Annotated in this window: 32 protein-coding genes and 2 pseudogenes; 17 read left to right on the forward strand and 17 right to left on the reverse strand. The window is 21.6% G+C overall.

The features are described 5' to 3' along the window. Positions 1-230: 230 nt before the first annotated feature. Positions 231-491 (reverse strand): 30S ribosomal protein S20, encoded by a 261-nt coding sequence (gene rpsT / locus AACL24_RS10055; protein ID WP_252320564.1) that lies wholly within the window; start codon positions 489-491, stop codon positions 231-233. 284 nt (positions 492-775) lie between these two features. On the opposite strand from rpsT, the gene AACL24_RS10060 reads away from it, so the two are divergent. The 6 genes from AACL24_RS10060 (at position 776) to AACL24_RS10085 (ending at position 5,411) form a co-directional block, all read left to right on the forward strand. Then, a complete protein-coding gene (locus AACL24_RS10060) occupies positions 776-985 on the forward strand; it encodes a hypothetical protein (RefSeq protein WP_339046583.1) in 210 nt (69 codons plus the stop codon). 21 nt (positions 986-1,006) lie between these two features. Continuing rightward, a complete protein-coding gene (locus AACL24_RS10065; RefSeq protein WP_339046585.1) occupies positions 1,007-1,615 on the forward strand; it encodes a hypothetical protein in 609 nt (202 codons plus the stop codon). Positions 1,616-1,651: 36 nt separating this feature from the next. After that, a complete protein-coding gene (locus AACL24_RS10070) occupies positions 1,652-3,406 on the forward strand; it encodes a DUF2779 domain-containing protein (protein ID WP_339046587.1) in 1,755 nt (584 codons plus the stop codon). After that, complete coding sequence (fmt, locus tag AACL24_RS10075) at positions 3,393-4,340, forward strand: methionyl-tRNA formyltransferase (RefSeq protein WP_339046589.1); 948 nt, start codon at positions 3,393-3,395, stop codon at positions 4,338-4,340. The genes AACL24_RS10070 and fmt overlap by 14 nt, the downstream gene beginning before the upstream one ends. 42 nt (positions 4,341-4,382) lie before the next feature. Next, positions 4,383-4,964: a hypothetical protein gene (locus AACL24_RS10080; RefSeq protein WP_339046592.1), complete on the forward strand. Its 582-nt coding sequence runs from the start codon at positions 4,383-4,385 to the stop codon at positions 4,962-4,964. Positions 4,965-5,237: 273 nt separating this feature from the next. Further along, positions 5,238-5,411, forward strand: coding sequence for a hypothetical protein (locus AACL24_RS10085; RefSeq protein ID WP_252320554.1), 174 nt, complete (start codon positions 5,238-5,240; stop codon positions 5,409-5,411). 26 nt (positions 5,412-5,437) lie between these two features. Here AACL24_RS10085 and AACL24_RS10090 read toward each other — a convergent pair whose 3' ends face one another. The 3 genes from AACL24_RS10090 to AACL24_RS10100 form a co-directional block, all read right to left on the reverse strand. After that, positions 5,438-5,866 carry a hypothetical protein gene (locus AACL24_RS10090; RefSeq protein WP_339046594.1) on the reverse strand — a complete coding sequence of 143 codons (429 nt, stop codon included), beginning with the start codon at positions 5,864-5,866 and terminating at the stop codon, positions 5,438-5,440. A 166-nt stretch (positions 5,867-6,032) separates the two neighbouring features. Further along, positions 6,033-6,862 (reverse strand): IS5 family transposase gene (locus AACL24_RS10095; protein ID WP_339045885.1). Its coding sequence is split into 2 segments (ribosomal slippage): positions 6,033-6,466 and positions 6,466-6,862, totalling 831 coding nucleotides; the frame shifts between segments, so codons are not numbered across the junction. Between the two features lie 73 nt (positions 6,863-6,935). After that, positions 6,936-7,346 (reverse strand): hypothetical protein, encoded by a 411-nt coding sequence (locus AACL24_RS10100; protein ID WP_339046596.1) that lies wholly within the window; start codon positions 7,344-7,346, stop codon positions 6,936-6,938. Positions 7,347-7,618: 272 nt separating this feature from the next. Here AACL24_RS10100 and AACL24_RS10105 point away from each other — a divergent pair. From AACL24_RS10105 to AACL24_RS10115, 3 genes and pseudogenes are all read left to right on the forward strand, one after another. Next, positions 7,619-8,739, forward strand: a protein-coding gene (locus AACL24_RS10105; RefSeq protein WP_422398049.1) for an IS3 family transposase whose coding sequence is annotated in 2 segments (ribosomal slippage) — positions 7,619-7,862 and positions 7,862-8,739 — 1,122 coding nt in all. Because the reading frame shifts where the segments join, the coding sequence is not laid out codon by codon here. Between the two features lie 450 nt (positions 8,740-9,189). Continuing rightward, positions 9,190-9,408 (forward strand): transposase family protein, encoded by a 219-nt coding sequence (locus AACL24_RS10110; protein ID WP_339046600.1) that lies wholly within the window; start codon positions 9,190-9,192, stop codon positions 9,406-9,408. A gap of 177 nt (positions 9,409-9,585) precedes the next feature. Further along, positions 9,586-10,020 (forward strand): annotated as a pseudogene (locus AACL24_RS10115) (transposase family protein); the annotation flags it as partial. A gap of 152 nt (positions 10,021-10,172) precedes the next feature. On the opposite strand, the gene AACL24_RS10120 reads toward AACL24_RS10115, so the two are convergent. Next, positions 10,173-10,544 (reverse strand): ETX/MTX2 family pore-forming toxin, encoded by a 372-nt coding sequence (locus AACL24_RS10120; protein ID WP_339046602.1) that lies wholly within the window; start codon positions 10,542-10,544, stop codon positions 10,173-10,175. A gap of 321 nt (positions 10,545-10,865) precedes the next feature. Then, the gene (locus AACL24_RS10125; protein WP_339046604.1) at positions 10,866-11,009 is read right to left on the reverse strand and encodes a hypothetical protein; all 144 of its coding nucleotides are present in this window, start codon (positions 11,007-11,009) and stop codon (positions 10,866-10,868) included. A 223-nt stretch (positions 11,010-11,232) separates the two neighbouring features. Between AACL24_RS10125 and lepA the strand changes: the two genes are divergently transcribed. The 3 genes from lepA to AACL24_RS10140 all read left to right on the forward strand — a co-directional run bounded on the left by lepA (position 11,233) and on the right by AACL24_RS10140 (position 14,558). Further along, complete coding sequence (gene lepA / locus AACL24_RS10130; RefSeq protein ID WP_422398095.1) at positions 11,233-13,041, forward strand: translation elongation factor 4; 1,809 nt, start codon at positions 11,233-11,235, stop codon at positions 13,039-13,041. Between the two features lie 587 nt (positions 13,042-13,628). After that, on the forward strand, positions 13,629-13,982 hold the full coding sequence (locus AACL24_RS10135) for a hypothetical protein (protein ID WP_339046608.1): 354 nt from the start codon (positions 13,629-13,631) through the stop codon (positions 13,980-13,982). Positions 13,983-14,057: 75 nt separating this feature from the next. Next, positions 14,058-14,558, forward strand: coding sequence for a hypothetical protein (locus AACL24_RS10140; protein ID WP_339046610.1), 501 nt, complete (start codon positions 14,058-14,060; stop codon positions 14,556-14,558). A 191-nt stretch (positions 14,559-14,749) separates the two neighbouring features. On the opposite strand, the gene AACL24_RS10145 is transcribed toward AACL24_RS10140, so the two are convergent. After that, the gene (locus tag AACL24_RS10145; RefSeq protein ID WP_339046612.1) at positions 14,750-15,295 is read right to left on the reverse strand and encodes a hypothetical protein; all 546 of its coding nucleotides are present in this window, start codon (positions 15,293-15,295) and stop codon (positions 14,750-14,752) included. Between the two features lie 298 nt (positions 15,296-15,593). Between AACL24_RS10145 and AACL24_RS10150 the strand changes: the two are divergent. Further along, positions 15,594-15,923: pseudogene (locus AACL24_RS10150) on the forward strand (transposase); the annotation flags it as partial. Positions 15,924-16,176: 253 nt separating this feature from the next. Here the strand turns inward: AACL24_RS10150 and AACL24_RS10155 are convergent. The 9 genes from AACL24_RS10155 to AACL24_RS10195 form a co-directional block, all read right to left on the reverse strand. Continuing rightward, a complete protein-coding gene (locus tag AACL24_RS10155) occupies positions 16,177-16,584 on the reverse strand; it encodes a transposase family protein (protein WP_339046616.1) in 408 nt (135 codons plus the stop codon). A gap of 23 nt (positions 16,585-16,607) precedes the next feature. Continuing rightward, a complete protein-coding gene (locus tag AACL24_RS10160) occupies positions 16,608-17,030 on the reverse strand; it encodes a transposase family protein (RefSeq protein ID WP_339045912.1) in 423 nt (140 codons plus the stop codon). A 147-nt stretch (positions 17,031-17,177) separates the two neighbouring features. Next, positions 17,178-17,648, reverse strand: a complete 471-nt coding sequence (locus tag AACL24_RS10165; protein WP_339046618.1) for a transposase family protein — start codon at positions 17,646-17,648, stop codon at positions 17,178-17,180. Between the two features lie 23 nt (positions 17,649-17,671). Beyond that, a complete protein-coding gene (locus tag AACL24_RS10170) occupies positions 17,672-18,094 on the reverse strand; it encodes a transposase family protein (RefSeq protein ID WP_339045912.1) in 423 nt (140 codons plus the stop codon). A gap of 87 nt (positions 18,095-18,181) precedes the next feature. After that, positions 18,182-19,126, reverse strand: coding sequence for a phage terminase large subunit (locus tag AACL24_RS10175; RefSeq protein ID WP_339046620.1), 945 nt, complete (start codon positions 19,124-19,126; stop codon positions 18,182-18,184). A 12-nt stretch (positions 19,127-19,138) separates the two neighbouring features. Further along, positions 19,139-20,259, reverse strand: a protein-coding gene (locus AACL24_RS10180; protein WP_339046622.1) for an IS3 family transposase whose coding sequence is annotated in 2 segments (ribosomal slippage) — positions 19,139-20,016 and positions 20,016-20,259 — 1,122 coding nt in all. Because the reading frame shifts where the segments join, the coding sequence is not laid out codon by codon here. A 39-nt stretch (positions 20,260-20,298) separates the two neighbouring features. Beyond that, positions 20,299-20,421, reverse strand: coding sequence for a hypothetical protein (locus tag AACL24_RS10185; protein ID WP_339046623.1), 123 nt, complete (start codon positions 20,419-20,421; stop codon positions 20,299-20,301). Continuing rightward, complete coding sequence (locus AACL24_RS10190; protein ID WP_286640968.1) at positions 20,415-20,798, reverse strand: terminase small subunit; 384 nt, start codon at positions 20,796-20,798, stop codon at positions 20,415-20,417. Before AACL24_RS10190 ends, AACL24_RS10185 begins: the two co-directional genes overlap by 7 nt. 160 nt (positions 20,799-20,958) lie before the next feature. Beyond that, positions 20,959-21,219 carry a hypothetical protein gene (locus tag AACL24_RS10195; RefSeq protein ID WP_339046626.1) on the reverse strand — a complete coding sequence of 87 codons (261 nt, stop codon included), beginning with the start codon at positions 21,217-21,219 and terminating at the stop codon, positions 20,959-20,961. Positions 21,220-21,439: 220 nt separating this feature from the next. On the opposite strand from AACL24_RS10195, the gene AACL24_RS10200 reads away from it, so the two are divergent. Further along, positions 21,440-22,588 carry an Mbov_0401 family ICE element transposase-like protein gene (locus AACL24_RS10200; RefSeq protein WP_339046628.1) on the forward strand — a complete coding sequence of 383 codons (1,149 nt, stop codon included), beginning with the start codon at positions 21,440-21,442 and terminating at the stop codon, positions 22,586-22,588. Positions 22,589-22,763: 175 nt separating this feature from the next. On the opposite strand, the gene AACL24_RS10205 is transcribed toward AACL24_RS10200, so the two are convergent. Next, positions 22,764-23,036, reverse strand: coding sequence for a hypothetical protein (locus AACL24_RS10205; protein WP_339046630.1), 273 nt, complete (start codon positions 23,034-23,036; stop codon positions 22,764-22,766). A gap of 73 nt (positions 23,037-23,109) precedes the next feature. On the opposite strand from AACL24_RS10205, the gene AACL24_RS10210 reads away from it, so the two are divergent. From AACL24_RS10210 to AACL24_RS10220, 3 genes are all read left to right on the forward strand, one after another. Next, a complete protein-coding gene (locus AACL24_RS10210; protein ID WP_339046632.1) occupies positions 23,110-23,322 on the forward strand; it encodes a hypothetical protein in 213 nt (70 codons plus the stop codon). 100 nt (positions 23,323-23,422) lie between these two features. Further along, entirely contained in the window at positions 23,423-23,845 is a 423-nt protein-coding gene (locus tag AACL24_RS10215) for a transposase family protein (protein WP_339045912.1), read from the forward strand. A 23-nt stretch (positions 23,846-23,868) separates the two neighbouring features. After that, positions 23,869-24,276 carry a transposase family protein gene (locus AACL24_RS10220; protein WP_339045908.1) on the forward strand — a complete coding sequence of 136 codons (408 nt, stop codon included), beginning with the start codon at positions 23,869-23,871 and terminating at the stop codon, positions 24,274-24,276. Positions 24,277-24,499 lie beyond the last annotated feature (223 nt).

Consider the following 24,499-nt stretch of genomic DNA (forward strand, 5'->3'; position numbering starts at 1 on the left):
TAAATTAGATATTAGTAATTTTAGTATTTTTATAGTTATGGATACATCAGATGAATTTCAAAAAAATAAAATTTTTGCTGAGATTAGAGCATCAAGTTCTAACTTTACATTATTAGCTAAATAGTTTTTAAATTTGGTATTTTATTAAAACAAAAATTTAGTTTAAAAATATCAATTATATTTTAAAAAGAGACACTATTAATAGTGTCTCTTTTTAAAATAAATTATAGTTATTTTGCTTTTGCTAATTTAGTCATAATTTTAGATTTTTGACGAGCAGCTTTATTAATGTGATAAATGCCTTTAACAACAGCTTTATCAATTAAACTACATACTTCATTAACAAGTACTGCAGCATTTTCTGCTTTGTTTTTTATTGATATTTCAGCTTTTTTTAAAGCAGTTTTAACTTTAGATTTATAACTTTTATTAATTTCATTTCTTTTTTGGTTTGTTTTAATTCTTTTAATTTGTGATGCAATGTTAGCCATTTTTTCTCCTTTTTTGTTTTGAACATGTTTTATAGATTAATTACAACAAAAATAATTATAACAAAAATCATAAATGTTGTATAATATTTTTTATTTTTTCAGTATAATTAATGTGTTAGCTTTTTGTTAATAGTATATTTTAATTTTTTTACACTTTTAATGTAAATTATTTGTTTAAAAACTTTAATGATAAATGTAGGTGTGGTAAATAAATGAGTTACTATTTTCGTAACCCTTATCAATTTTCTTACCATAGTATTGGTAGGATTAGAACAAGATTAAAATTGCAAGACTTAAATGATATCCAATTACGTGAATATTGTTTAAAATTGATTAATGATTCTTATGATATTGAAGAGACAAAAAGTTTTAAATATATTAGAGTAAATAAAACACATCTTTATTTTGTAATTAAAAAAGATGTTAATTTAATTTTAACAATTTCACCGATGAGTCCAACTAAACTATTAGCAGTAATCGAGGAAAATTTATAAATCAAAAAAGAGGAATAAAAAATGGGAAATTTATCTAGTCAATGATGAATGTTAGCGCTTATAGGAGTAGTTTTAATAATTTTTATTTTTACAACCATTTCAGCAAAAAAGAAGAAAAAAGAAGAGAAAAAACAACGTAAAAAAGAAGTAAAAAATATTATTAAATCCTTTATGCGTGATGAATTAAAATTGCAACATAAAACAGTAGAATTTGAACAAGTAGTTTCACGTAGTAGTAAAGAATATCGCTATCGTGATGTTTTTGATGTAATTGTAAAATTATATGATTCTAAGAAAAATGATTTATTTGCAACTAAAGCATTTGAGGTAGAAGGGTTTACTAAACAATTATCAAAGAAAGAATTTGAAACAATTTGAAAAGTAAATTGTGAATTAGATTTAGAAGAAACACTTAAGAAAATTGAAATGTCAAAAAAACGTAGTGGTAAAATTAAAATAAAAAGAAAGACAGCAGAAGAAAAAGCAGCAATTAAAAAAGAAAATGAAGCCGTTAAACTTGCAATTGAAGAAGAACGTTTACAAAATAAAGAAAATAAAAAACGTGCTAAAAATTTAGAAAAACTTAAAATTGCAATTCATGATAAATTTTCTGGATGAAAAGATAAATAAATCTTTATTTTTAAGTAGGCAATTGGGTGATATGTAATGAAAATTTATAAAGATGATTATAAGCATTTCCGTATTTGTCGAAAACTTTCGTGATTTTTAAATGCAAAAAATTATGCTTTAGCTAAGCATTTAATTGAAGAGAAAAAGATAATAAATTTTGTTGAACTAACGCATACTAAAACAAGTAGTAAATTTAAATCTAATTTAATTACTATTTCTGATTTAGACGATGATACATTTGAAAATAATTATAATGAAGAAGATGATTCTGAATTTTATCTTGGTGAAACAATTGCAGACGGTATTGAAACTGGGCACTATGCTCAAGAATATTTTAAAGTAAAATATTCTTGTTTTAATTTTGAGTCTGAACCGGGTAATAATGTTATAGAAATTATTAATAATAAAGAGTATGATGTTTTATTTGAACCAAGATTTGAATATCAGGGCTGTGTTACTAAGTGTGATATTTTAAAACGAAATAATGATGGTTGGGATTTAATTGAAGTAAAAGCAGTAACTTGAGTTAAAGAAGAACATATGTGAGATTTACTTTATCAGTATGATATTTTAACCAAATGTGGAATTAAAGTAGTTAATACTTATATTATGTATTTAAATAATAATTATGTTAAGAAAGAAAAAATAGATTTAAATGAATTATTTATTGTTAATGGATCAACTTGGCAAAAAAGTCCAAATACTAAAAAAAGTTTTAGTCTTTTTGAATCAATTCAAGATGAAATTTTAAATAATAATTTGAAATTACAATATGAAAATATTAAGAATATTATTAAGATTAGTGATATTGACGAAATAGTTAAATTATTAACTTTACCTTATTGTCATGAACATAGTAATCAATTTTGTCCTCATATTTTTAAATATTTTTCTATTCATAATACTATTTTTGAATTATATCGTTTAAGAAAAACTAAGAAAGCATTGTGATATTATGAAGAAGATTTCTTAGAAATTAATGATGAAAGATTATTACCATTTTTAACAAAGTCTAATTTACATTTAAGACAATATGATGTAATTAAAAATGGTGAAAAATTAATTGATGGCAATAAATTTGTTGATTTAAAAATTGAATACAAAAAGTACCAATATCCAATTTATATGTATGATTTTGAGACTATGAAATCTGCAATACCTAAGTTTAAAAATAGTAAACCATATCAACAAATTCCTTTTCAATATTCTGTCCATGTATTATTAGCACCAGATTTTGATTTTAAAACTTATAAATCAATTAAACATTATGAATTTTTAGCAGATGGCAATGATGATCCAAGAGAAATGTTAACAAAAAAATTATGTCATGATTTAATTAATATTCATGGTAAGGGTACGTATGTTGCTTATAATCAATCATTTGAGAAATCTGTTCTTAAAAAATTAGCTTATTATTACCCTCAATATAAAAATAAATTATCATTAATTCATGATGGTACTATTGATTTACAAGATTTTTTTAAAGAATTTAAAATTTATAAAGAACAGTTTTATGGTTCTCTTTCAATTAAAAAAACTTTACCAGCATTTGAACCTTCCTTTTCTTATGAAGGATTAGTTATTAAAAAAGGAGATATGGCATCAGAAGTTTTTCGTAGAAGAGTTGAAAATAACATTAGTTTAACTAATTGAATTCATAATTGTCGTGAAAATATGTTAAAATATTGTGCTCAAGATACTTTAGGTATGGTAGTATTATTCTGACATGTAAAAAATATTATTGAAATGTACAAAGCAAAAATTGAGGGCGAAAATTATGAAAAAATTTAAAATTTTATTTATGGGTTCTTCTTTTTTTTCTGAAAATATTTTAAAAACATTGTTATTAACAATGAAAAATGAAATTGAAATAGTTGGTGTTGTTTGTCAGCCAGATCGTAAAATTGGTCGTAAACAAGAAGTTCTTCCTTTAGCAATTAAACAATTGGCACAAGAATATCAAATCCCTGTTTTCCAACCCGAAAATATTATTGACAGTTTAAAAGATTTACAATTATTAAATATTGATGTTATTCTTACTTGTGCTTATGGTCAATTTTTACCAAAAGCAATTTTAAATTTACCAAAATATAAATGTTTAAATATTCATGCTTCATTATTACCATCATTGCGTGGTGGTGCCCCTATTCAATGAGCAATTATTAATGGATTACAAACTACTGGTATTACATTAATGAAAATGGTAAGTAAAATGGATGCAGGAGCAATTTATGTTCAAGAACAAGTTTCAATTGGTATTGAGGATACATATACTTCTTTAGTTAATAAGTTGATAACTTTAGCACAAAATATGTTAATAAAATATTTATTAAAAATCATTAATAATGAAATTGAAGAACAAGAACAAGATGAAAATAAAGTAACTTTTGGTTTAAATATTAAAAGAAGTGATGAAAAAATTAATTGAAATCTTTCAGCACAATTAATTTCATGTCATGTTCGTGGATTGTATAATACACCAATTGCTTATACTACGTTGAATGATAATATATACAAAATTCATCAAGTAGCAGTAACTAATGAATTATCAAATGCTCTGCCAGGAACAATTGTTGCAATAAATAAATTAGGTATTATTGTTGCCACTAAAACTAATAACATAGTAATTAAAGTTATTCAACCAGCAGGTAAAAAAGAAATTATAGCAGCTTGTTACTATGGTTCTAAAATTAATCCAATTGCAATTGGTTTTATCTTTAAATAATAAAAAAATAACTAATATTTTTTGGTAATCTAGGAGGAAAAGATGTATCGTTTTCGCTCAATTAAATATTTAGCAATGACTGGTATTATTACTGGTTTATTAGTAACAATTGGTTATTGTTCAACTTTTCTTTTTGGTTGAGCAATTACTAGTTTATTTGGTGGAAATTCTACTTTGCAATTATTTGATGCTGTTTTTATTCCATTTTGTGCTTTTTTTGAAGGACCAATGCTGTTATTTGCAGGACCAATTGCGGGTGGCATTTTTGATTTAATTAGTGGTGTTAAAATTGTGGTTATTCCTATTACAATTTTTATTAGAATTTTAATGTTTTTTGTTATTAAGTTATTAATTAATAAATCTTGATGAAGTACTGTTTATACTTTCTTTTTTGCTGCTATTTTACTACTTATTTACCCATTGTCTTATTTAGTAATTTATCCAGATTATGCTATTACAGTTAATGAATTAATTACTGATAGTATTCAAGCTATCTTTGCTTATTTTGTTGCTATTCCACTTTATTATCCTCTTAGTAAAAATAAAATTAGATCAAATTATAGTTTTTGAAATGATCAAGAATTTGATTATTTAAAAAATAAAAAAATAACTGTTTTAGAATAGTTTACTTATTATCCATTATTTATATCTAATATAGACAATATGGTATAATTTTATAAACTTAATATAAGTTTATACCCATTTACTTAAGTTTTAAGGTAAAGGGTTTTTAATTAAAATAAGGAGAAAAAGGTTTTATGAATAAAAAAATTAAAAAAAGTTTTAAAAAAATATCTAAGTTAAAAAAAAGCAATTAAAAATCATATAATCGATCCAACACCATCTGAAACAGTTATTGGAACTACTGTTCTTTCTGCTGCTGCTATTAGTGGTATTATGATTGGAGCTGGTGGTGCGCCTGTTATTGTTCCTGCACTTGCTGGTGGTATTATTGCAGTGGGAACGGTTTCTGCTATTACATATATAGTAGAAAAAATAAATGAATCAGAAAATAATAGTGTTATTGAAGGTAGTAAATCTCAAACAAAAAGATTAACATCAGTAATATAGATAAATTAATATAATGAAATATTATTTTAAATAATAGTTAGCGTATATTCACTATTAAATTGAATTTCACCAATTGAAAATTTTACTTTAATAACATCACCTTTTGCAAAATAAGTTCCATCATTTACGGACTTACTTACTTTAACTTTAAAGTGGTCACCTTGTTTCATAAGATCAGCAATTCTTTCTCCTAAAGAATAAATTGGACTTTTTAGATAGTTTGTTAAATCTGTATCAACTAATAATTTTGATTTAGGTTGTCCAATTTTAAATTCTGGAATATCATTAAAATTATTTAATGATACGTTAGATGTGGTTGGTAATTTAGGTAATACAAGACCATCATTTGGTTTGGATAAAATATTTAATAAATAATTGTCAGATAATTGTTTATTATTTTTTAAAAAAAATATAGTTACTGTACCACCTGTAATTATATAATAGACTTCTTGCAAAACTATGATATTAATCACATTTTTTAAGTTTAAAAATTTATTTTAATAACACTTTTAATATTTTTTAAAAATTATTGTTCAAAATATGTTTTATTTTTTGTCATTAAAATACAACAAAAATTATTATTTCAAATAAAAAAATAAAATATTAAATTATCAAATATATTTAAATTAATAATTGTAAATTATAAATTGAAGCTATTAAATTAAATCTTAATGCAAATTTTTTTCTTCTATTTCGATATTTTTCACTAATAATTTTAAATTTTTTAAGAATCGCAAAAACATGTTCAATAACAACTCTCATTTTTGAAATAGCCTTATTATTTTTCTTTTCTTCTTTAGTTAAAGGGTTTTTCTTTGATTTTCGTTTAGGTAATAAGACATTTTTATGTATGTTTTGTATACCTTGATATCCTAAATCTACTAAAATAGTTGTTTCTGATAAAAATTTCGTTTTTGAATTTTTTAAAATTTTAAAATCATGATTTTTACCATAAGAAAAATAAGAACTTATAATTTTTTTACTATCTTTTTCAATTATGACTTGAGTTTTTATTGTATGTTTTTTCTTTTTTCCTGAATAATATTGTTTTTGACTTTTTTTGGGCGTTGAATAGTACTTTCAGTCACATCAATGATAACTGTTTTATCTTTAAAATTATTATTTAACAGTGATTTTTGCCCATCAAGTTGTTGAAAATCAGGATGTTTTATTAAAGTATTTTCTATTCACTTGATATTCCTATAGCAACTACTTTCACTAATTCCATAACTTTTAGCAATATGAAAATAAGTTCGATACTCTCTTCAATATTCTAAAGTCATTAATAAACGATTTTCTAATGATAATTTATTAGGTGTACCACCATTTTTAAACTTTTTTACTTCTTCTGTCTTTAAAATTTCTAGAATTTTATTAAAAATAATATCATTTATACCAGTTAATCTTAATAATTCTGGATTGTTAATAGTTTTTAATTTATCAAACATCATAGATTACCTATCTTTTTTATTTTTAATTTTATTTTAAAAATTAAATTTTTAATAGATAGGTTTTGCAAGAAGTCTAATCTGTATGATCTATTTTTTTATTAATTATTGGTGAGTAAGATTTAACTTTCATCTTAATGGATTGTGTATCACTATGTTTAAAAAGTCTATATTTTCCTTGACCACTAACTGCTTTTAATTTTAAAATATCAACTAAAAAGTTAGCAGCATCAGCAGATTTAGCTTTAGTAGTTTCGCTATCATTTTCTAATAAATTGCTGGCAGTAATATTGTTTAGTTGAATAGAGTTTCATTTTGTTAATTTAGTTATATTATTTTGATAGATATCTAATTTGATTGTTGAATTATTATTTGAATCTAAAAAATTAAAATCTTTTTGTACTTGCATATTCATTTTTAGAATATCATCTGATTGACATGCAATGAGTGAGCCTGTACTAACTGTTGTTAAAATAACTGCTGTCATTAATTTAAATAAAGTTTTTATATTTTTCATATTTTTTCTTTCTCCTTTTAAATCTAGAAAAATTTTAGTTATTTTTAATAATTTAGTAATTAATTAAAAATAATTTTCTTTTGTTAGTGTTGTTTTAATAATTTTAAAGTTGAATAAAAAAATATTTAATAAAACTGCTCAATTGAGCAGTTTTATTTTAAAAAATTGGATGGGTTACAATTTATTGGACACTAATTACGTAGACAAGTAAACAAATTTGTTAAAAGAAAGGAATTATAATTATGGCCAATATTAACTCATATACCGATGAATTTAAAAAACAAATAGTAGCTTTATATCAAAGTGGCAAATCAGTATCTTGCCTTGCTAAAGAATATAATGTTACAAGAGCAGCTACTTACAATTGAATTAAGCAATTTAGTAATTCAGGAAGTTTTAAAACTAAAGATAATCGTTCTTTTGAAGAAAATGAATTAATTAAATTAAGAAAAGAATTAAAGCAATTACGAATGGAAAATGATATTTTAAAGCAAGCAGCACTAATAATAGGCAGAAAATAGAAATTATTGTCAAAAATAAAGCTAAATATAAAATTCGCACAATGTGTCGTTTTTTAAAAATATCTAAATCAACATATTATTTTAATTTAAAGAAAAAAGAAAATAAAATCAAAAATAATATTTATGATGAAGCTGTTATTAGTGCTTTTAAAGAAAATAAAGAAGTTTATGGTACTAGAAGATTAAAAAAAATTCTAGAAAACCAAGAAATTTATTTATCGCGCAGAAAAATTAAAAAAATTATGAATGAACATAATTTAATATCAAAATATACTAAATTATCATTCAAAAATCATAATAACAAAGTTAACGATAGTCAAATAACTAATCTTGTTAATAGAAAATTTAAGAATAGGATTAAAAATGAAGTTATTGTTAGTGATTTAACTTATGTACAAGTTAATGGTAGGTGAAACTATATTTGCCTATTAATAGACCTATTTAACCGCGAAATTATCGGACATAGTGTTGGAGTTAAAAAAGATGCATCATTAGTACATCAAGCATTTATGCAATCAAATCACTGTTTAAAAGATATTCAAATATTTCATAGTGATCGCGGTAATGAATTTAACAATAAAATTATTGATAAACTTTTACTAGCATTCAACATTAACCGTTCTTTAAGTAAAAAAGGTTGTCCTTATGATAATGCTGTTGCTGAAGCAACTTTTAAAACTTTTAAAACCGAATTTATTAATGATAAAAATTTTACATCATTAATCCAATTAAAATTAGAATTATTTGATTACATCAATTGATATAACAATATAAGAATTCACAGCACTTTAAACTACTTAACTCCAGTTAAATATCAACAACAAATGTTTACCAAAAAATAGTCCTAAAAAGTGTTGCCATTCCAAATGTTATTTTTGAATTAAATATTTTTATAAACTTTAAATTGGTTGTTCTGGATTGACTGTAACATCTAATTCATTAGATTTACCATATAAGGTTAATGGAATAGAATAATATAATTCGTTATTGTTAGCATACATTAAACAATTATTAGCAAATTGATTTTTATTTAATTCTGTTAGAAGCTCATAGAAATTATATGTTTGTCAACCTTTATTAACATTATCTTCTCAATAATATAAATTTCCAGAAAAAGTTGAACTCTTATCTAATTTTAAAGTTAGAATATAGTCAGATTTAGTATTATTTAAAAATATATCATAATCTATATTTACCTTTTTATGAGGTAATACATTAGACTTCTTGCAAAACCTATCTATTAAAAATTAAATTTTTAAAATAAAATTAAAAATAAAAAAGATAGGTAATCTATGATGTTTGATAAATTAAAAACTATTAACAATCCAGAATTATTAAGATTAACTGGTATAAATGATATTATTTTTAATAAAATTCTAGAAATTTTAAAGACAGAAGAAGTAAAAAAGTTTAAAAATGGTGGTACAGCTAATAAATTATCATTAGAAAATCGTTTATTAATGACTTTAGAATATTGAAGAGAGTATCGAACTTATTTTCATATTTGCTAAAAGTTATGGAATTAGTGAAAGTAGTTGCTATAGGAATATCAAGTGAATAGAAAATACTTTAATAAAACATCCTGATTTTCAACAACTTGATGGGCAAAAATCACTGTTAAATAATAATTTTAAAGATAAAACAGTTATCATTGATGTGACTGAAAGTACTATTCAACGCCCAAAAAAAGTCAAAAACAATATTATTCAGGAAAAAAGAAAAAACATACAATAAAAACTCAAGTCATAATTGAAAAAGATAGTAAAAAAATTATAAGTTCTTATTTTTCTTATGGTAAAAATCATGATTTTAAAATTTTAAAAAATTCAAAAACGAAATTTTTATCAGAAACAACTATTTTAGTAGATTTAGGATATCAAGGTATACAAAACATACATAAAAATGTCTTATTACCTAAACGAAAATCAAAGAAAAACCCTTTAACTAAAGAAGAAAAGAAAAATAATAAGGCTATTTCAAAAATGAGAGTTGTTATTGAACATGTTTTTGCGATTCTTAAAAAATTTAAAATTATTAGTGAAAAATATCGAAATAGAAGAAAAAAATTTGCATTAAGATTTAATTTAATAGCTTCAATTTATAATTTACAATTATTAATTTAAATATATTTGATAATTTAATATTTTATTTTTTTATTTGAAATAATAATTTTTGTTGTATTTTAATGACAAAAAATAAAACATATTTTGAACAATAATTTTTAAAAAATATTAAAAGTGTTATTAAAATAAATTTTTAAACTTAAAAAATGTGATTAATATCATAGTTTTGCAAGAAGTCTATTTATTTTTTGAGATGGATATTTTAATGTTACTGATTCAGAATTTGTATTTGTGGTACTATGACCAAAGTTAAAATTAAAGGTTGTTTCTTCAAAAGGTATTGATATTTTTTCACTTATACCAACATCATATGTATTAGTAACAGAATAAGTATTTGTTACTTCTTTATCGTATTCTTGTGTACTAAGTTGTTGTTCAAAGTTTGTATTATTTTTAAGTTCTGTTTGTTCAGAAGTTTCAAAGGTCTTAGTTAAATTTATTAATGAAATTTTATCAAATGATAAAATTTCATTATTTTTAATATTAAGTTTCATATTTTCCAATCAATAACCTTTATTTTTCATATGACCCATTACAAGAATATTTAGAAAATTTCATATATTAAAATCAAATTCTTGTCTATAACTTAAAGTAATTTAACCTTTATAGTCACCAGTTCCTTCAATTATAGCACTTGTAGTATTAATAGACCCTTTAATATTAAAATCATTAATAGTTAAAATACTAGAATCATAATTTATGCTTTTGATACCAATTAAAAGTTCCTCTTTGGTTGGAATTAAATTTTTTGCTAAAATTTTAATAAATCCTAGGTTTTGATTTGCTATAAGTAAATTTAAGTCTTTTTTCTCTTGTGTGGTTTTAATATTTATATTTATCGTTTTTTAACCCGTAAAGTTTATAGAAGTACTTAATGCAATTATTATATGTACATTTTGTTGCCAACTACTATTTAAATTAACATTATTTACATTTCCAACAGTAATTGTAATTGCTAAAATACTTAATGTTGTTAATATTTTTTTCATATTATTAACAACCTCCCTCCTTTATTTTTTGTTATTATAATTTTACATGATTTTAAAAACTAGTTATTTATGTATATATCTTTTCATATATTGTTAAGTGATAGTTTAATATATTTATAACATTATCTGCAACTTTCGATTTAATTTTATTTAAACTTTGGTATACTAAAACATAGTAAATAGTTTATAAGCAAAAGATAGGTGAATAAATAATATTATGAGTATCGATAAAAAATACATTAGAAATTTTTCAATTATTGCCCATATTGATCATGGTAAATCAACTTTGGCTGATCGTATTTTAGAATTAACTAATGCTGTTTCAAAAAGGGAAATGAAAAATCAATTGTTAGATTCACTAGATTTAGAACGTGAACGTGGCATTACAATTAAATTAAATAGTGTACAACTTAAATATCAATCATTAGATGGTCATACTTATTTGCTTCACTTAATTGATACTCCAGGTCATGTTGACTTTACTTATGAAGTATCGCGTAGTTTAGCAGCATGTGAAGGTGCCATTTTAGTAGTTGATGCTGCTCAGGGTATTGAAGCACAAACTTTAGCAAATGTATATTTAGCATTAGATAATGATTTAGAAATTATTCCTGTTATTAATAAAATAGATTTACCAAGTGCTGAACCAGAAAAAGTTAAGGAAGAAATTGAAAAAGTATTGGGTTTACCTGCTGATTATGCGCCTTTAATTTCTGCAAAAACAGGTATTAATATTCGCGATGTTTTAGAAGCAGTTATTAAATATATTCCTTATCCAATTGATGCTGATGATAATGAACCATTGCGTGCTTTAATTTTTGATTCATTATATGATAAATATCGTGGAGTGATGGCATTTATTAGAATCAAAACTGGTGTAATTAAAGTTGGCGATAAAGTAAGAATGATGTCAACTGGTGCCGAATATGAAATTACTGAATTAGGAGTACGCACACCAAAAGAAGAAAAGAGAGAAATGTTAACAGCTGGTGAAGTTGGTTGAATTAGTGGTGCAATTAAAATAATTAGTGATATTCATGTTGGTGATACGATTACTAGTGTTATTAATCCTGCTGATGCACCATTACCGGGTTATAAAACTTTAAAACCAATGGTTTATTGTGGTTTATATCCAATTGATACTAATAAATATCAAGAATTAAAGGATGGATTATATAAAATTCAATTATCGGATGCCTCATTAATTTTTACTGCTGAAACATCACAAGCATTAGGTTTTGGTTTTCGTTGTGGTTTTTTAGGGTTATTACATATGGATGTTATTCAAGAACGTTTAGAGCGTGAATATAATTTAGTTTTAATTTCAACAGCTCCTTCTGTAATTTATGAAGTAAATTTAACTAATGGTGAAAAGTTAATAATTGATAATCCAGCAAAATGACCAACTGTGCAGACAATTAAAAGTGTAGAAGAACCATTTGTGCAAGTAACAATAATGACACCAGAACAATATGTTGGTGCATTGATGCAATTATGTCAGGATAAACGTGGAACTTATTTAGATTTAAAATATGCTGATAATTTACGAAGAACTCTTATTTATAATATGCCACTGAATGAAATTGTCATTGATTTTTTTGATAAATTAAAATCAATATCAAAAGGTTATGCTTCATTAGATTATGAATTAATTGGTTATCAGGAAAGTAAATTAGTGAAAATGGATATTTTATTAGCAGGTAATATTGTTGATGCATTATCTGTTATTGTTCATAAGGATTTTGCTTATGATCGTGGGCGTGTTTTATGTGAAAAATTAAAAAAATTAATTCCAAAACAAAATTTTGAAGTTGCTATTCAGGCTGCTATTAATAATAAAATTATTGCTCGTCAAACTGTGCAAGCAGTTAGAAAAGATGTTATTGCTAAATGTTATGGTGGTGATATTACAAGAAAAAGAAAACTTTTAGAAAAACAAAAAGAAGGAAAGAAAAAAATGAAATCGATTGGTAATGTTGAATTACCACCAGAAGCATTTCGTGCTGTTTTAAAAATAGATGAAGAAAATTAATAAAAAAGTTATAAATATTTGATTTGTTTTTTTCTAAATTGGATTATTTGAAAATAAAAAATTAATTGATCTATTTAAGTCAATTAATTTTTTATTTTCATAAAGCATATTTTGAAATAAAAATGAGATTTCTCACAATTTTATGTTAAATATATAGTATTTTTTTTAATTCTGCAATTATTTCCATTTTAATTTTTATGTAATTTTTTTGCATTTCAATATTAATTAAATTCTCTTGACTTTTTAAATGATTATTTTCTAAATTATTTTTTATTATTGCGTGATACTCAATTTCTCTAGAGTAATTTTTAATCATATTTTTTATGTTATTAATCATTTTATATTCCCCATTTCAAAGTTTTATAAATAATTTATTTATATTTTTTATTATATCATTTTATTTATAATTTTTATAAATAAAATGATATAATTTTCTATAATAAATCTAGTATTCATAGAAAAATAAATTAAAAGCAAGTTTAAATAAAATGATATAATAAAAAAACAATTCCCTAAGAAATTGATAAAATTTTAATTTATAATAAGTATATTAATAATAATTACTTAAATGGGGAGTAGGGGGTTATGTGAAAATTTTATTAAAAATAATTGATTGTTTGAACCCAATTTCTATTTTTAAAAGTATTAAAAAGTATATAGAAAATAGAGCTAAGATTGAAGCAAAATTAATTGATAAAGAAAAGCAAAGACAACATGAAAAAGATTTACAAGATTCTAGATTTAAACATGAATCACTTGAAAATGAAAAAGACAGAAAATTACAAGAAGAATTAGCTGAAGAAAAAACTAAAAGATTAGGGTTAATATTAGAAAATAAATTAATTATAAATAGACAAAATTATTATTTAAAACATGATAATAATCCTAAATTAGAATTGGAACTTAAAAGAAAACGAATTAAAGGTAAAAAAATAAAGTAATATTGTATTTACAAAAATATGAGGTTAAAATTGATATAATCACTCTATTGAAGGTGATTTTAAGGAGTTTTGATAATGGATTTAAATATCAACAAAAATTTAAAAACAAAAGTTTTAAATAATTTTTTAAATTTATTAGCAATTAATTTAGCAGATACTTATTTAGAAACCTTAAAAAAATATAAATCAAAAGATGTAGATGAATTAGTATTAAATTTTTTAGATCAAGTAGTTTATTTAGTGGATGAAGAAATTGATATAACAAACGTTAAAAATAGTCCTAAAATATCCAAAATGAATACTAAACAAAAAGAAAAATTTAATAATGCTTTAAGAAAAGATAATAAATATCGAAAAATGTGTTCAGTTCTTAATTTTATATATCGAGTAATAAAAGAAGAAGAAACACAAGAGGAAGTATTCAATAATATATATCATTTTTATGAAAAATCTGATGCTGAAACTTTAGAAATATTTTCTAATGATTATAAAGAAAAAGAAAAATTTGATTTTTTTAAAGAAATAAAATTAAAGTTAAAAAATAGTAATAGTTTTTTATATAAATCAAATTTATAAGCAAATATATAAGTTTAATATATTTATAAAGTATCTTTAAAAACATCTCTAATATTTTATTAGAGATGTTTTATGAATAAACAAAATTATAAAAAATTAAAATTATTTATAATTTTACTATTAAATTTTCAATAAGTATTACAATTTTTTTAAAAAAAGAACTAACTTAAAATTAGTTATTTTAAATTAGATTATTTATTTTTATATATTCGATCAGTAGTTGTTGCATAAATAGTAAAATTATTAGAATTATAAATCAATTGATTAATTGAATTAAGTTTATTTTCATAGAATAAAGTGAAGTTTTTTTCTTGATAACTTTTTCATATATTACCATCTTTATCACCAACTAAAACCCCTGTTCCAAAAGTTATTACTGTTGTATTTATTGTTTCTAAAGTTTGCTTATATGGTAAAAAATTAGCAATAGTAATACGTTTATAATAAACTTGTTTACTCTTGTTAGTAACAAAGATTGTTTCTTTATTATCAACAGCAATACTTGTAATACCACCATCTTTTAGTTGGTCAACTAAATTAAAAGGATTACCCCCAATACTTTTAAAAATCATTCCTTCTGTATTACCAGCATAAATTAAACCATTTTTAGTTTTTTTTAAAACTGTAATGTTACCTATTGCCCCATCTATTTTTTTTAATTCAGTTGTTGGACTTGAATTAGTATATACCCCTTGATTTGTTCCTATATAAATATTATTTTCTTTGTCAAAAGTCATTGCTAATAATTGATGTGAACTTAAAGTATATTTTTCAGCAAGTTGATCATTTTTAAGAATATAAACTTTTAATTCATTATTTTTTTCATTAGACTTCTTGCAAAACTATGATATTAATCACATTTTTTAAGTTTAAAAATTTATTTTAATAACACTTTTAATATTTTTTAAAAATTATTGTTCAAAATATGTTGTATTTTAATGGGTAATGTTTAGTAATCTGTGTAACTTACAAAAATAACTATGTTTAATTAATTCTAGTAAATATAATTAATTTTCTAGAAAGAGTGAGTTACAGATGGCTAAAAAGCAAAATATTAATAATAATGATCCAATATCAAAAGCAGTAGATTTATTATTAGAAAATACTGAAGATTTAACAACAGTTTTTAAAGAGGGAGGATTGTATAAAGAATTAACAAAAAGATTAGTAGAAAAAATGTTGAATTCTGAGATGCAAAATTATTTAGGATATGAAAAGAATCAACATAGTAATAGTGACAATGCTCGTAATGGTATAAGTTCAAAAAAAATAATAACTCAACAAGGTAAAATTGAGATTGATGTACCACGAGATCGCAATAGTAATTTTAATCCTATAATAGTTGCAAAAAGACAAAGGACATATTCCGTAATTAAATTTAATTAATTGTCAATAAAATTGTTTTAAAACTATTTAGGACATATTCCGTAATTAAATTTAATTAATTGTCAATAAAATTGTTTTAAAACTATTTAGTGTTATTGAATATAGAAATAAATATTTTTTGAAAAAATAGTTTAAAAAATGAGTTTACATTTTAAACAAAAAATTGTTAATAATATTTTTATATTAACTCGATAAAAATTTAAATTTTAAAAAAATATTTTTAATATTTTTTTTATTTTAATGGTTTTATTTTATTAAAAATTTCACAAAGTAAGTTAAATCTTAAGTACATAAGTCTAAATTTAGATTTTCTACATTTATTTACTAAAATTTTGAATCTTTTCAATCAAGCAAAGACATGTTCAACTTTAATTCTAATTTTAGATACAATCTTATTGTATTTTCTTTCTTGTTTAGTTAATTTTTTATTTTTAGTTCTTTTAATTGGTATTATTGTATTTTTATAAATATTTTTTATACCTTGATATCCTAAATCACCAATAATTATTGTTTTTTCTGAAAATTCAAGATTTGAATTTTTTAATATTTGAAAATCATGCACTTTACCATTATCAGCAAAAATATCAACAATTTTTTTATTAAAAAAATCATATACAATTTGAAATTTTATAGAATACATTCAACTTTTACCAGAAAAATATTCTAACTGTAGTTTTTTTTAGTTGGTCTTTCAATTTCAATCTCAGTTGAATCAATTAAATAAAATTGAAATTCATTTGAATTTTCTTGTTTTTTATCAATTTTTAATTTATATCTTTCTTTTAAAAATTGGTAATCTTTGTGGTTACTAAGTTTATTTTCTACTCAAGTAATATTTCGAAAACAACTTGATGGGCTCATTTTAGATTTAATACTCATTTGAAAAAAAGTATAATATTCTTTTCAGTATAATAAAGTCATCATTAATCTTTCTTCTACTGAAAGTTTATTTTTTCGACCTTTATTTTTTTCTAATTTTTCTATTTCAATTAATTTTTCTAACATTTCATTAAAATGAAAACGTTTTATACCAAAATATCTATAAAATTCTTCATTTTTTAATTTTTTTAAATTTTCAAAAATCATTTTTATCAACACTTTTCTAAATTTATTGTTAATAACAAAATTATAAAATAAATTTTAAAATTATTAATTGACTTTTAAAAAATTTAATTACGGAATATGTCTTTAGTGTTATTGAATATAGAAATAAATATTTTTTGAAAAAATAGTTTAAAAAATGAGTTTACATTTTAAACAAAAAATTGTTAATAATATTTTTATATTAACTCGATAAAAATTTAATGGTTTTATTTTATTAAAAATTTCACAAAGTAAGTTAAATCTTAAGTACATAAGTCTAAATTTAGATTTTCTACATTTATTTACTAAAATTTTGAATCTTTTCAATCAAGCAAAGACATGTTCAACTTTAATTCTAATTTTAGATACAATCTTATTGTATTTTCTTTCTTGTTTAGTTAATTTTTTATTTTTAGTTCTTTTAATTGGTATTATTGTATTTTTATAAATATTTTGTATACCTTGATATCCTAAATCACCAATAATTATTGTTTTTTCTGAAAATTCAAGATTTGAATTTTTTAATATTTGAAAATCATGCATTTTACCATTATCAGCAAAAATATCAACAATTTTTTTATTAAAAAAATCATATACAATTTGAAATTTTATAGAATACATTCAACTTTTACCAGAAAAATATTCTAACTGTAGTTTTTTTTAGTTGGTCTTTCAATTTCAATCTCAGTTGAATCAATTAAATAAAATTGAAATTCATTTGAATTTTCTTGTTTTTTATCAATTTTTAATTTATATCTTTCTTTTAAAAATTGGTAATCTTTGTGGTTACTAAGTTTATTTTCTACTCAAGTAATATTTCGAAAACAACTTGATGGGCTCATTTTAGATTTAATACTCATTTGAAAAAAAGTATAATATTCTTTTCAGTATAATAAAGTCATCATTAATCTTTCTTCTACTGAAAGTTTATTTTTTCGACCTTTATTTTTTTCTAATTTTTCTATTTCAATTAATTTTTCTAACATTTCATTAAAATGAAAACGTTTTATACCAAAATATCTATAAAATTCTTCATTTTTTAATTTTTTTAAATTTTCAAAAATCATTTTTATCAACACTTTTCTAAATTTATTGTTAATAACAAAATTATAAAATAAATTTTAAAATTATTAATTGAGTTTTAAAAAATTTAATTACGGAATATGTCTATATAACAAATTATTTTCTTTTGCTAATTTAATATAAAACTCTACTACTAATCTTGCTAATTGTTTATTATCATAACGTATTAATTTATTTTCTATTTTTAAACAATCAATAACATTAACAAATTTAAAATCATAATCAAAACCTATTAATAAACATGCCATAGCATCATCTTTAAACCCATAATCTAATCCAGCACTAAATCTATAACTTGGTTGTAATAAACGTGATATTTTATGAATTAAATGAGTATATATTCCACCAGATTCATAACCTACTAAACCATGACTTCTTACTCTTGCAGATATTGGGTCAAGTTTTTCTAATTCTAATAATCGTTGACCTTCATGTTCTGGTAATAAATAATTAAGTTTTCAATTTTGATAATGAACTATTCTTTTATCTTTTTTATTAAAATAAAATTGTTCATATTCATTAATTATTTGTTTTTCATTTTGAGGACAATATGTAACTACATTTTTAATATAATAATTTAAAATACTTCAAGGATTACAACTATTAATTTCTAATAATTGACTACAACCACGAATAGCATCTGCCATATCTTGTCAATCTTTTTCAGCAATTTGATGTGCTTCATCAACATGTCTAATTACATAATCATATTTTGAATTATCTGGTAAACCAGTTAATTTAATTTCACTATTATTTTGTTTATATAAAGCACGACATTCAATTTCACTATCTCTATAATTAATAGTTTTACGAGTTTCAGACATTGTATATTCTAAACCAATAGCAAATAATACTCATCTATTTTTTAATTGTTTTCAAGTATCATATAATTGTTCACTCATATTTCTAAAAACATAAGTTTTAACTTTTGTATTAGGTAATACAGTTGTTTTACATTCAAAATCAAAATCTTGAATAGTTTTACCAGATTTACGACTACCTAATTGGAATGGCAACACTTTTTAGGACTATTTTTTGGTAAACATTTGTTGTTGATATTTAACTGGAGTTAAGTAGTTTAAAGTGCTGTGAATTCTTATATTGTTATATCAATTGATGTAATCAAATAATTCTAATTTTAATTGGATTAATGATGTAAAATTTTTATCATTAATAAATTCGGTTTTAAAAGTTTTAAAAGTTGCTTCAGCAACAGCATTATCATAAGGACAACCTTTTTTACTTAAAGAACGGTTAATGTTGAATGCTAGTAAAAGTTTATCAATAATTTTATTGTTAAATTCATTACCGCGATCACTATGAAATATTTGAATATCTTTTAAACAGCGATTTGATTGCATAAATGCTTGATGTACTAATGATGCATCTTTTTTAACTCCAACACTATGTCCGATAATTTCGCGGTTAAATAAGTCTATTAATAGGCAAATATAGTTTCACCTACCATTAACTTGTACATAAGTTAAATCACTAACAATAACTTCATTTTTAATCCTATTCTTAAATTTTCTATTAACAAGATTAGTTATTTGACTATCGTTAACTTTGTTATTATGATTTTTGAATGATAATTTAGTATATTTTGATATTAAATTATGTTCATTCATAATTTTTTTAATTTTTCTGCGCGATAAATAAATTTCTTGGTTTTCTAGAATTTTTTTTAATCTTCTAGTACCATAAACTTCTTTATTTTCTTTAAAAGCACTAATAACAGCTTCATCATAAATATTATTTTTGATTTTATTTTCTTTTTTCTTTAAATTAAAATAATATGTTGATTTAGATATTTTTAAAAAACGACACATTGTGCGAATTTTATATTTAGCTTTATTTTTGACAATAATTTCTATTTTCTGCCTATTATTAGTGCTGCTTGCTTTAAAATATCATTTTCCATTCGTAATTGCTTTAATTCTTTTCTTAATTTAATTAATTCATTTTCTTCAAAAGAACGATTATCTTTAGTTTTAAAACTTCCTGAATTACTAAATTGCTTAATTCAATTGTAAGTAGCTGCTCTTGTAACATTATATTCTTTAGCAAGGCAAGATACTGATTTGCCACTTTGATATAAAGCTACTATTTGTTTTTTAAATTCATCGGTATATGAGTTAATATTGGCCATAATTATAGTTCCTTTCTTTTAACAAATTTGTTTACTTGTCTACGTAATTAGTGTCCAATAAATTGTAACCCATCCAAATTGGTCAATTCTTTTAACAGTTAAAGGTTTTTTATAATACATTTGCTTTAAAATATCATTAAGATAACCAAAATGTTCTAACATTTATTCTTACTCTTATTTTCAAGTTGAATTACTATAGGGTGTGTGTTATCAGTATTAATATCTATTTTTGTAGATAAATTATAGTCTTTTACATATGCTCTTTCTAAATATCAAGCAGAAGAATTAGGACTTGCTTTTAAAAATCTTTGAAGATTTAAATGTTTAATTTTTGCATATGCTCAATTAATTTGTTGTAAAAAAGTATCTTTTTGTTTCTTTTTTCACTCATTTATAGTATTTTGAGTAATATTTAAGAACATTTGCATACCTTCTTTTGTTGGTATTTCTTCATTAGTAGTACAATATTCAAAATATTTTTTTATTTCTTCTTTTAAAGATTTAATATTGTATCTAATTCTTATTTTTTCTTCTTGCACATAAAAATCTCCTTTCATATGCTTTAAAAACAAAAAAAATTATGATATAATTAATATAATCTTTAAGTTAAGTTTCACCAAAAATAACTTATGAACTTTATTAATTACTTCATATATTTATTTCTTTAATTTTTATAATATAATTATAACAAAAATAGCATTATACTGCTATTTTTTTATTTCTTTTCTTAAATTTAAATATTTTTTTTCATTTACTTTTTCAAAATTTAAATTCAGGATTTTGTTTTTTATATATAATAATGCAACCAATTAAAGCACCAATTATATTTAAAGAGATTGTTAATCTTAAAATACCAAAAATATTATTTTTTTGACATTGTTTTATACCATCAAAAGCAAGTAATCCCAAAACAATAATAATTGGTAAACAAATACCAAATATAATTACTCAGATATCCATTTTTATTTTCCTTTTCTATTTACATTTTCTTTTATTGTACATTATTTTATTAAAAAAGAAAAGATAACTAATAAAAGTTATCTTTAAACGTTGCAATAGATTTGCTAGTTATTTCAATCGTTCTTTATTATTATACTTCAAAATTAAACTTTTTTCAACAATATTTTAATAAATTTGCTAGAATAGTTAGGATAAAAAATAAATAGAAAGGTGTTGAAATATGTTTAATTATAAAAATAATCTTGAATATGAAATTAATAAAATTATAACAAATCATGTTAATAAAATCCATGCTTTTGATGAATATTTTTTTCAAAATAGAGATAAAGATAGATATAAAGTTGCTAAAAAATGTAATCGTAGTATTATTTTTGAATTTGGTAAAATGATTTTTAATCAAAGAGTTTATTGAGATAAATTAAAAAAAGAATATTATTATCCAGTTTATGAAGAATTTAATATTGATAAAAGAGCAAAAATTATTAGTTGATTAAAAGAAGAAATATTATCATATATTGGAAGAAAGAAACATTATCAAGATATACAAGATATTTTTAAATATACTTATGTTTCAAAAGTAACAATTAGTAAAATTCATAAAAATTCAAAAGTGCAAGAAAAATTACCAGAACAAAAATTTAAAGTAAAAAATAGTGAATATATTTATATTAATGCTGATGATTGTTATGTTCCTGTTTGAAATAAAAATCATAAAAGAGAAATGCAAAAAATTCGTAGTATTTCATATAATACTGGTAAAAAACAAATAGGTAAAAATAGAAATAAGTTATCAAATAAAATTTATACTTTTATGGGTGATTATAAATATAGTCCTAAAGAAGATTATTTACAAGCAAATCCGACAGTTGATTTTACTTGAAATGGATTAAAAAAATATTATGAGTTTGAAAATTCTAAATTAGTAGTATCTGGGGATGGTGCTGGATGAATATATAATTTAGCAAAATATTTGGGTGCTTATTATGTATTAGATAAATATCATGCTTTTTATTATTTATGAACTGCATATAAACCTGATAAAAGAAAAAATAAAGTTAATCCAGAAAATTTAAAAAACTTTTTAAAGGCTTGAAAATATTTTTGTAAGGGTCAATATGATGAATTAATAGCATTTTTAATTGAAACCAAAGTAAATAAAGAAACTTTAAGGATTTTTGAAAATAATAAAAAGGGCATTATTAATCAACCTGCTAGTTGAAATATTGGTTGTAGTGCTGAAAGTGATATTCAACATTTAGTTAAATCTCAAACAAAAGGTGCAAAAATATATGCTTATCCAACGTTAATTAATATGTTAATGGCTAGAGCTAATTATTTAAATAGTAGAAGTTATATTAATAGTGCTTAAAATAATACAATTTAAGATTTTTAAAACCTAATTTTAAAATTAGTATTTTTGTGTTATTTAAATGTAATTTTATAATTATATTTTTTAACATTTTTAAAATTTATGTTATAATTTAATTAACAAATGTTAGATTTGCTACTTTTATTGTTTGAAGTTAGAAAACCTATACGTTATATTAATTCGTTCCTAACAATGAAACAAATTCCTTTTTTTGTGTTTTTGGGTTATAATGTGTACAAATACGTCGTTTATAATTTAATAAACCTTTTTTTGCTTTTAATCTTCTTTTTCTAAATCTATATGATTTATATTCAGATTTATCACATATACTTCATAAATAATCATCTATTTTTGCAAATAATTCTTCTGTTTGTTTTAAACTTAATTCATCTTGATTAAAATCATGTTTGTCTCAATCAAAAAGATTAGGAAATGGTAATATAAACATTTTTAATGTTCCTTTCTAAATTTTGTTTGTTAATAATTTAATTGTATTGTTTATAAAAATTAGGGAGTAAAATATGGCTTTTATTAGTAGTTATGCACAACTGAATAAAAAATATAATCTTAATTTTAGTGATAATAATTATGGTTTTAATTGAGATATTTTTAAAGCATTTGTTGGTGATGAATGAGCAGAATATTTTACTACTAATTGTTTTTATCGTTTTATACCAACAGCACGTGGAACAAGAAAAACTTGAAACTGCTTAGCATTTGATTTATTTATATAGACATATTCCGTAATTAAATTTTTTAAAAGTCAATTAATAATTTTAAAATTTATTTTATAATTTTGTTATTAACAATAAATTTAGAAAAGTGTTGATAAAAATGATTTTTGAAAATTTAAAAAAATTAAAAAATGAAGAATTTTATAGATATTTTGGTATAAAACGTTTTCATTTTAATGAAATGTTAGAAAAATTAATTGAAATAGAAAAATTAGAAAAAAATAAAGGTCGAAAAAATAAACTTTCAGTAGAAGAAAGATTAATGATGACTTTATTATACTGAAAAGAATATTATACTTTTTTTCAAATGAGTATTAAATCTAAAATGAGCCCATCAAGTTGTTTTCGAAATATTACTTGAGTAGAAAATAAACTTAGTAACCACAAAGATTACCAATTTTTAAAAGAAAGATATAAATTAAAAATTGATAAAAAACAAGAAAATTCAAATGAATTTCAATTTTATTTAATTGATTCAACTGAGATTGAAATTGAAAGACCAACTAAAAAAAACTACAGTTAGAATATTTTTCTGGTAAAAGTTGAATGTATTCTATAAAATTTCAAATTGTATATGATTTTTTTAATAAAAAAATTGTTGATATTTTTGCTGATAATGGTAAAGTGCATGATTTTCAAATATTAAAAAATTCAAATCTTGAATTTTCAGAAAAAACAATAATTATTGGTGATTTAGGATATCAAGGTATACAAAATATTTATAAAAATACAATAATACCAATTAAAAGAACTAAAAATAAAAAATTAACTAAACAAGAAAGAAAATACAATAAGATTGTATCTAAAATTAGAATTAAAGTTGAACATGTCTTTGCTTGATTGAAAAGATTCAAAATTTTAGTAAATAAATGTAGAAAATCTAAATTTAGACTTATGTACTTAAGATTTAACTTACTTTGTGAAATTTTTAATAAAATAAAACCATTAAAATAAAAAAAATATTAAAAATATTTTTTTAAAATTTAAATTTTTATCGAGTTAATATAAAAATATTATTAACAATTTTTTGTTTAAAATGTAAACTCATTTTTTAAACTATTTTTTCAAAAAATATTTATTTCTATATTCAATAACACTAAATAGTTTTAAAACAATTTTATTGACAATTAATTAAATTTAATTACGGAATATGTCCTATGTTGTAATTTTAGTGATA

It is taken from the genome of Spiroplasma endosymbiont of Colias croceus (genome assembly GCF_964020095.1).
Taxonomy (GTDB): domain Bacteria; phylum Bacillota_I; class Bacilli_A; order Mycoplasmatales; family VBWQ01; genus Spiroplasma_E.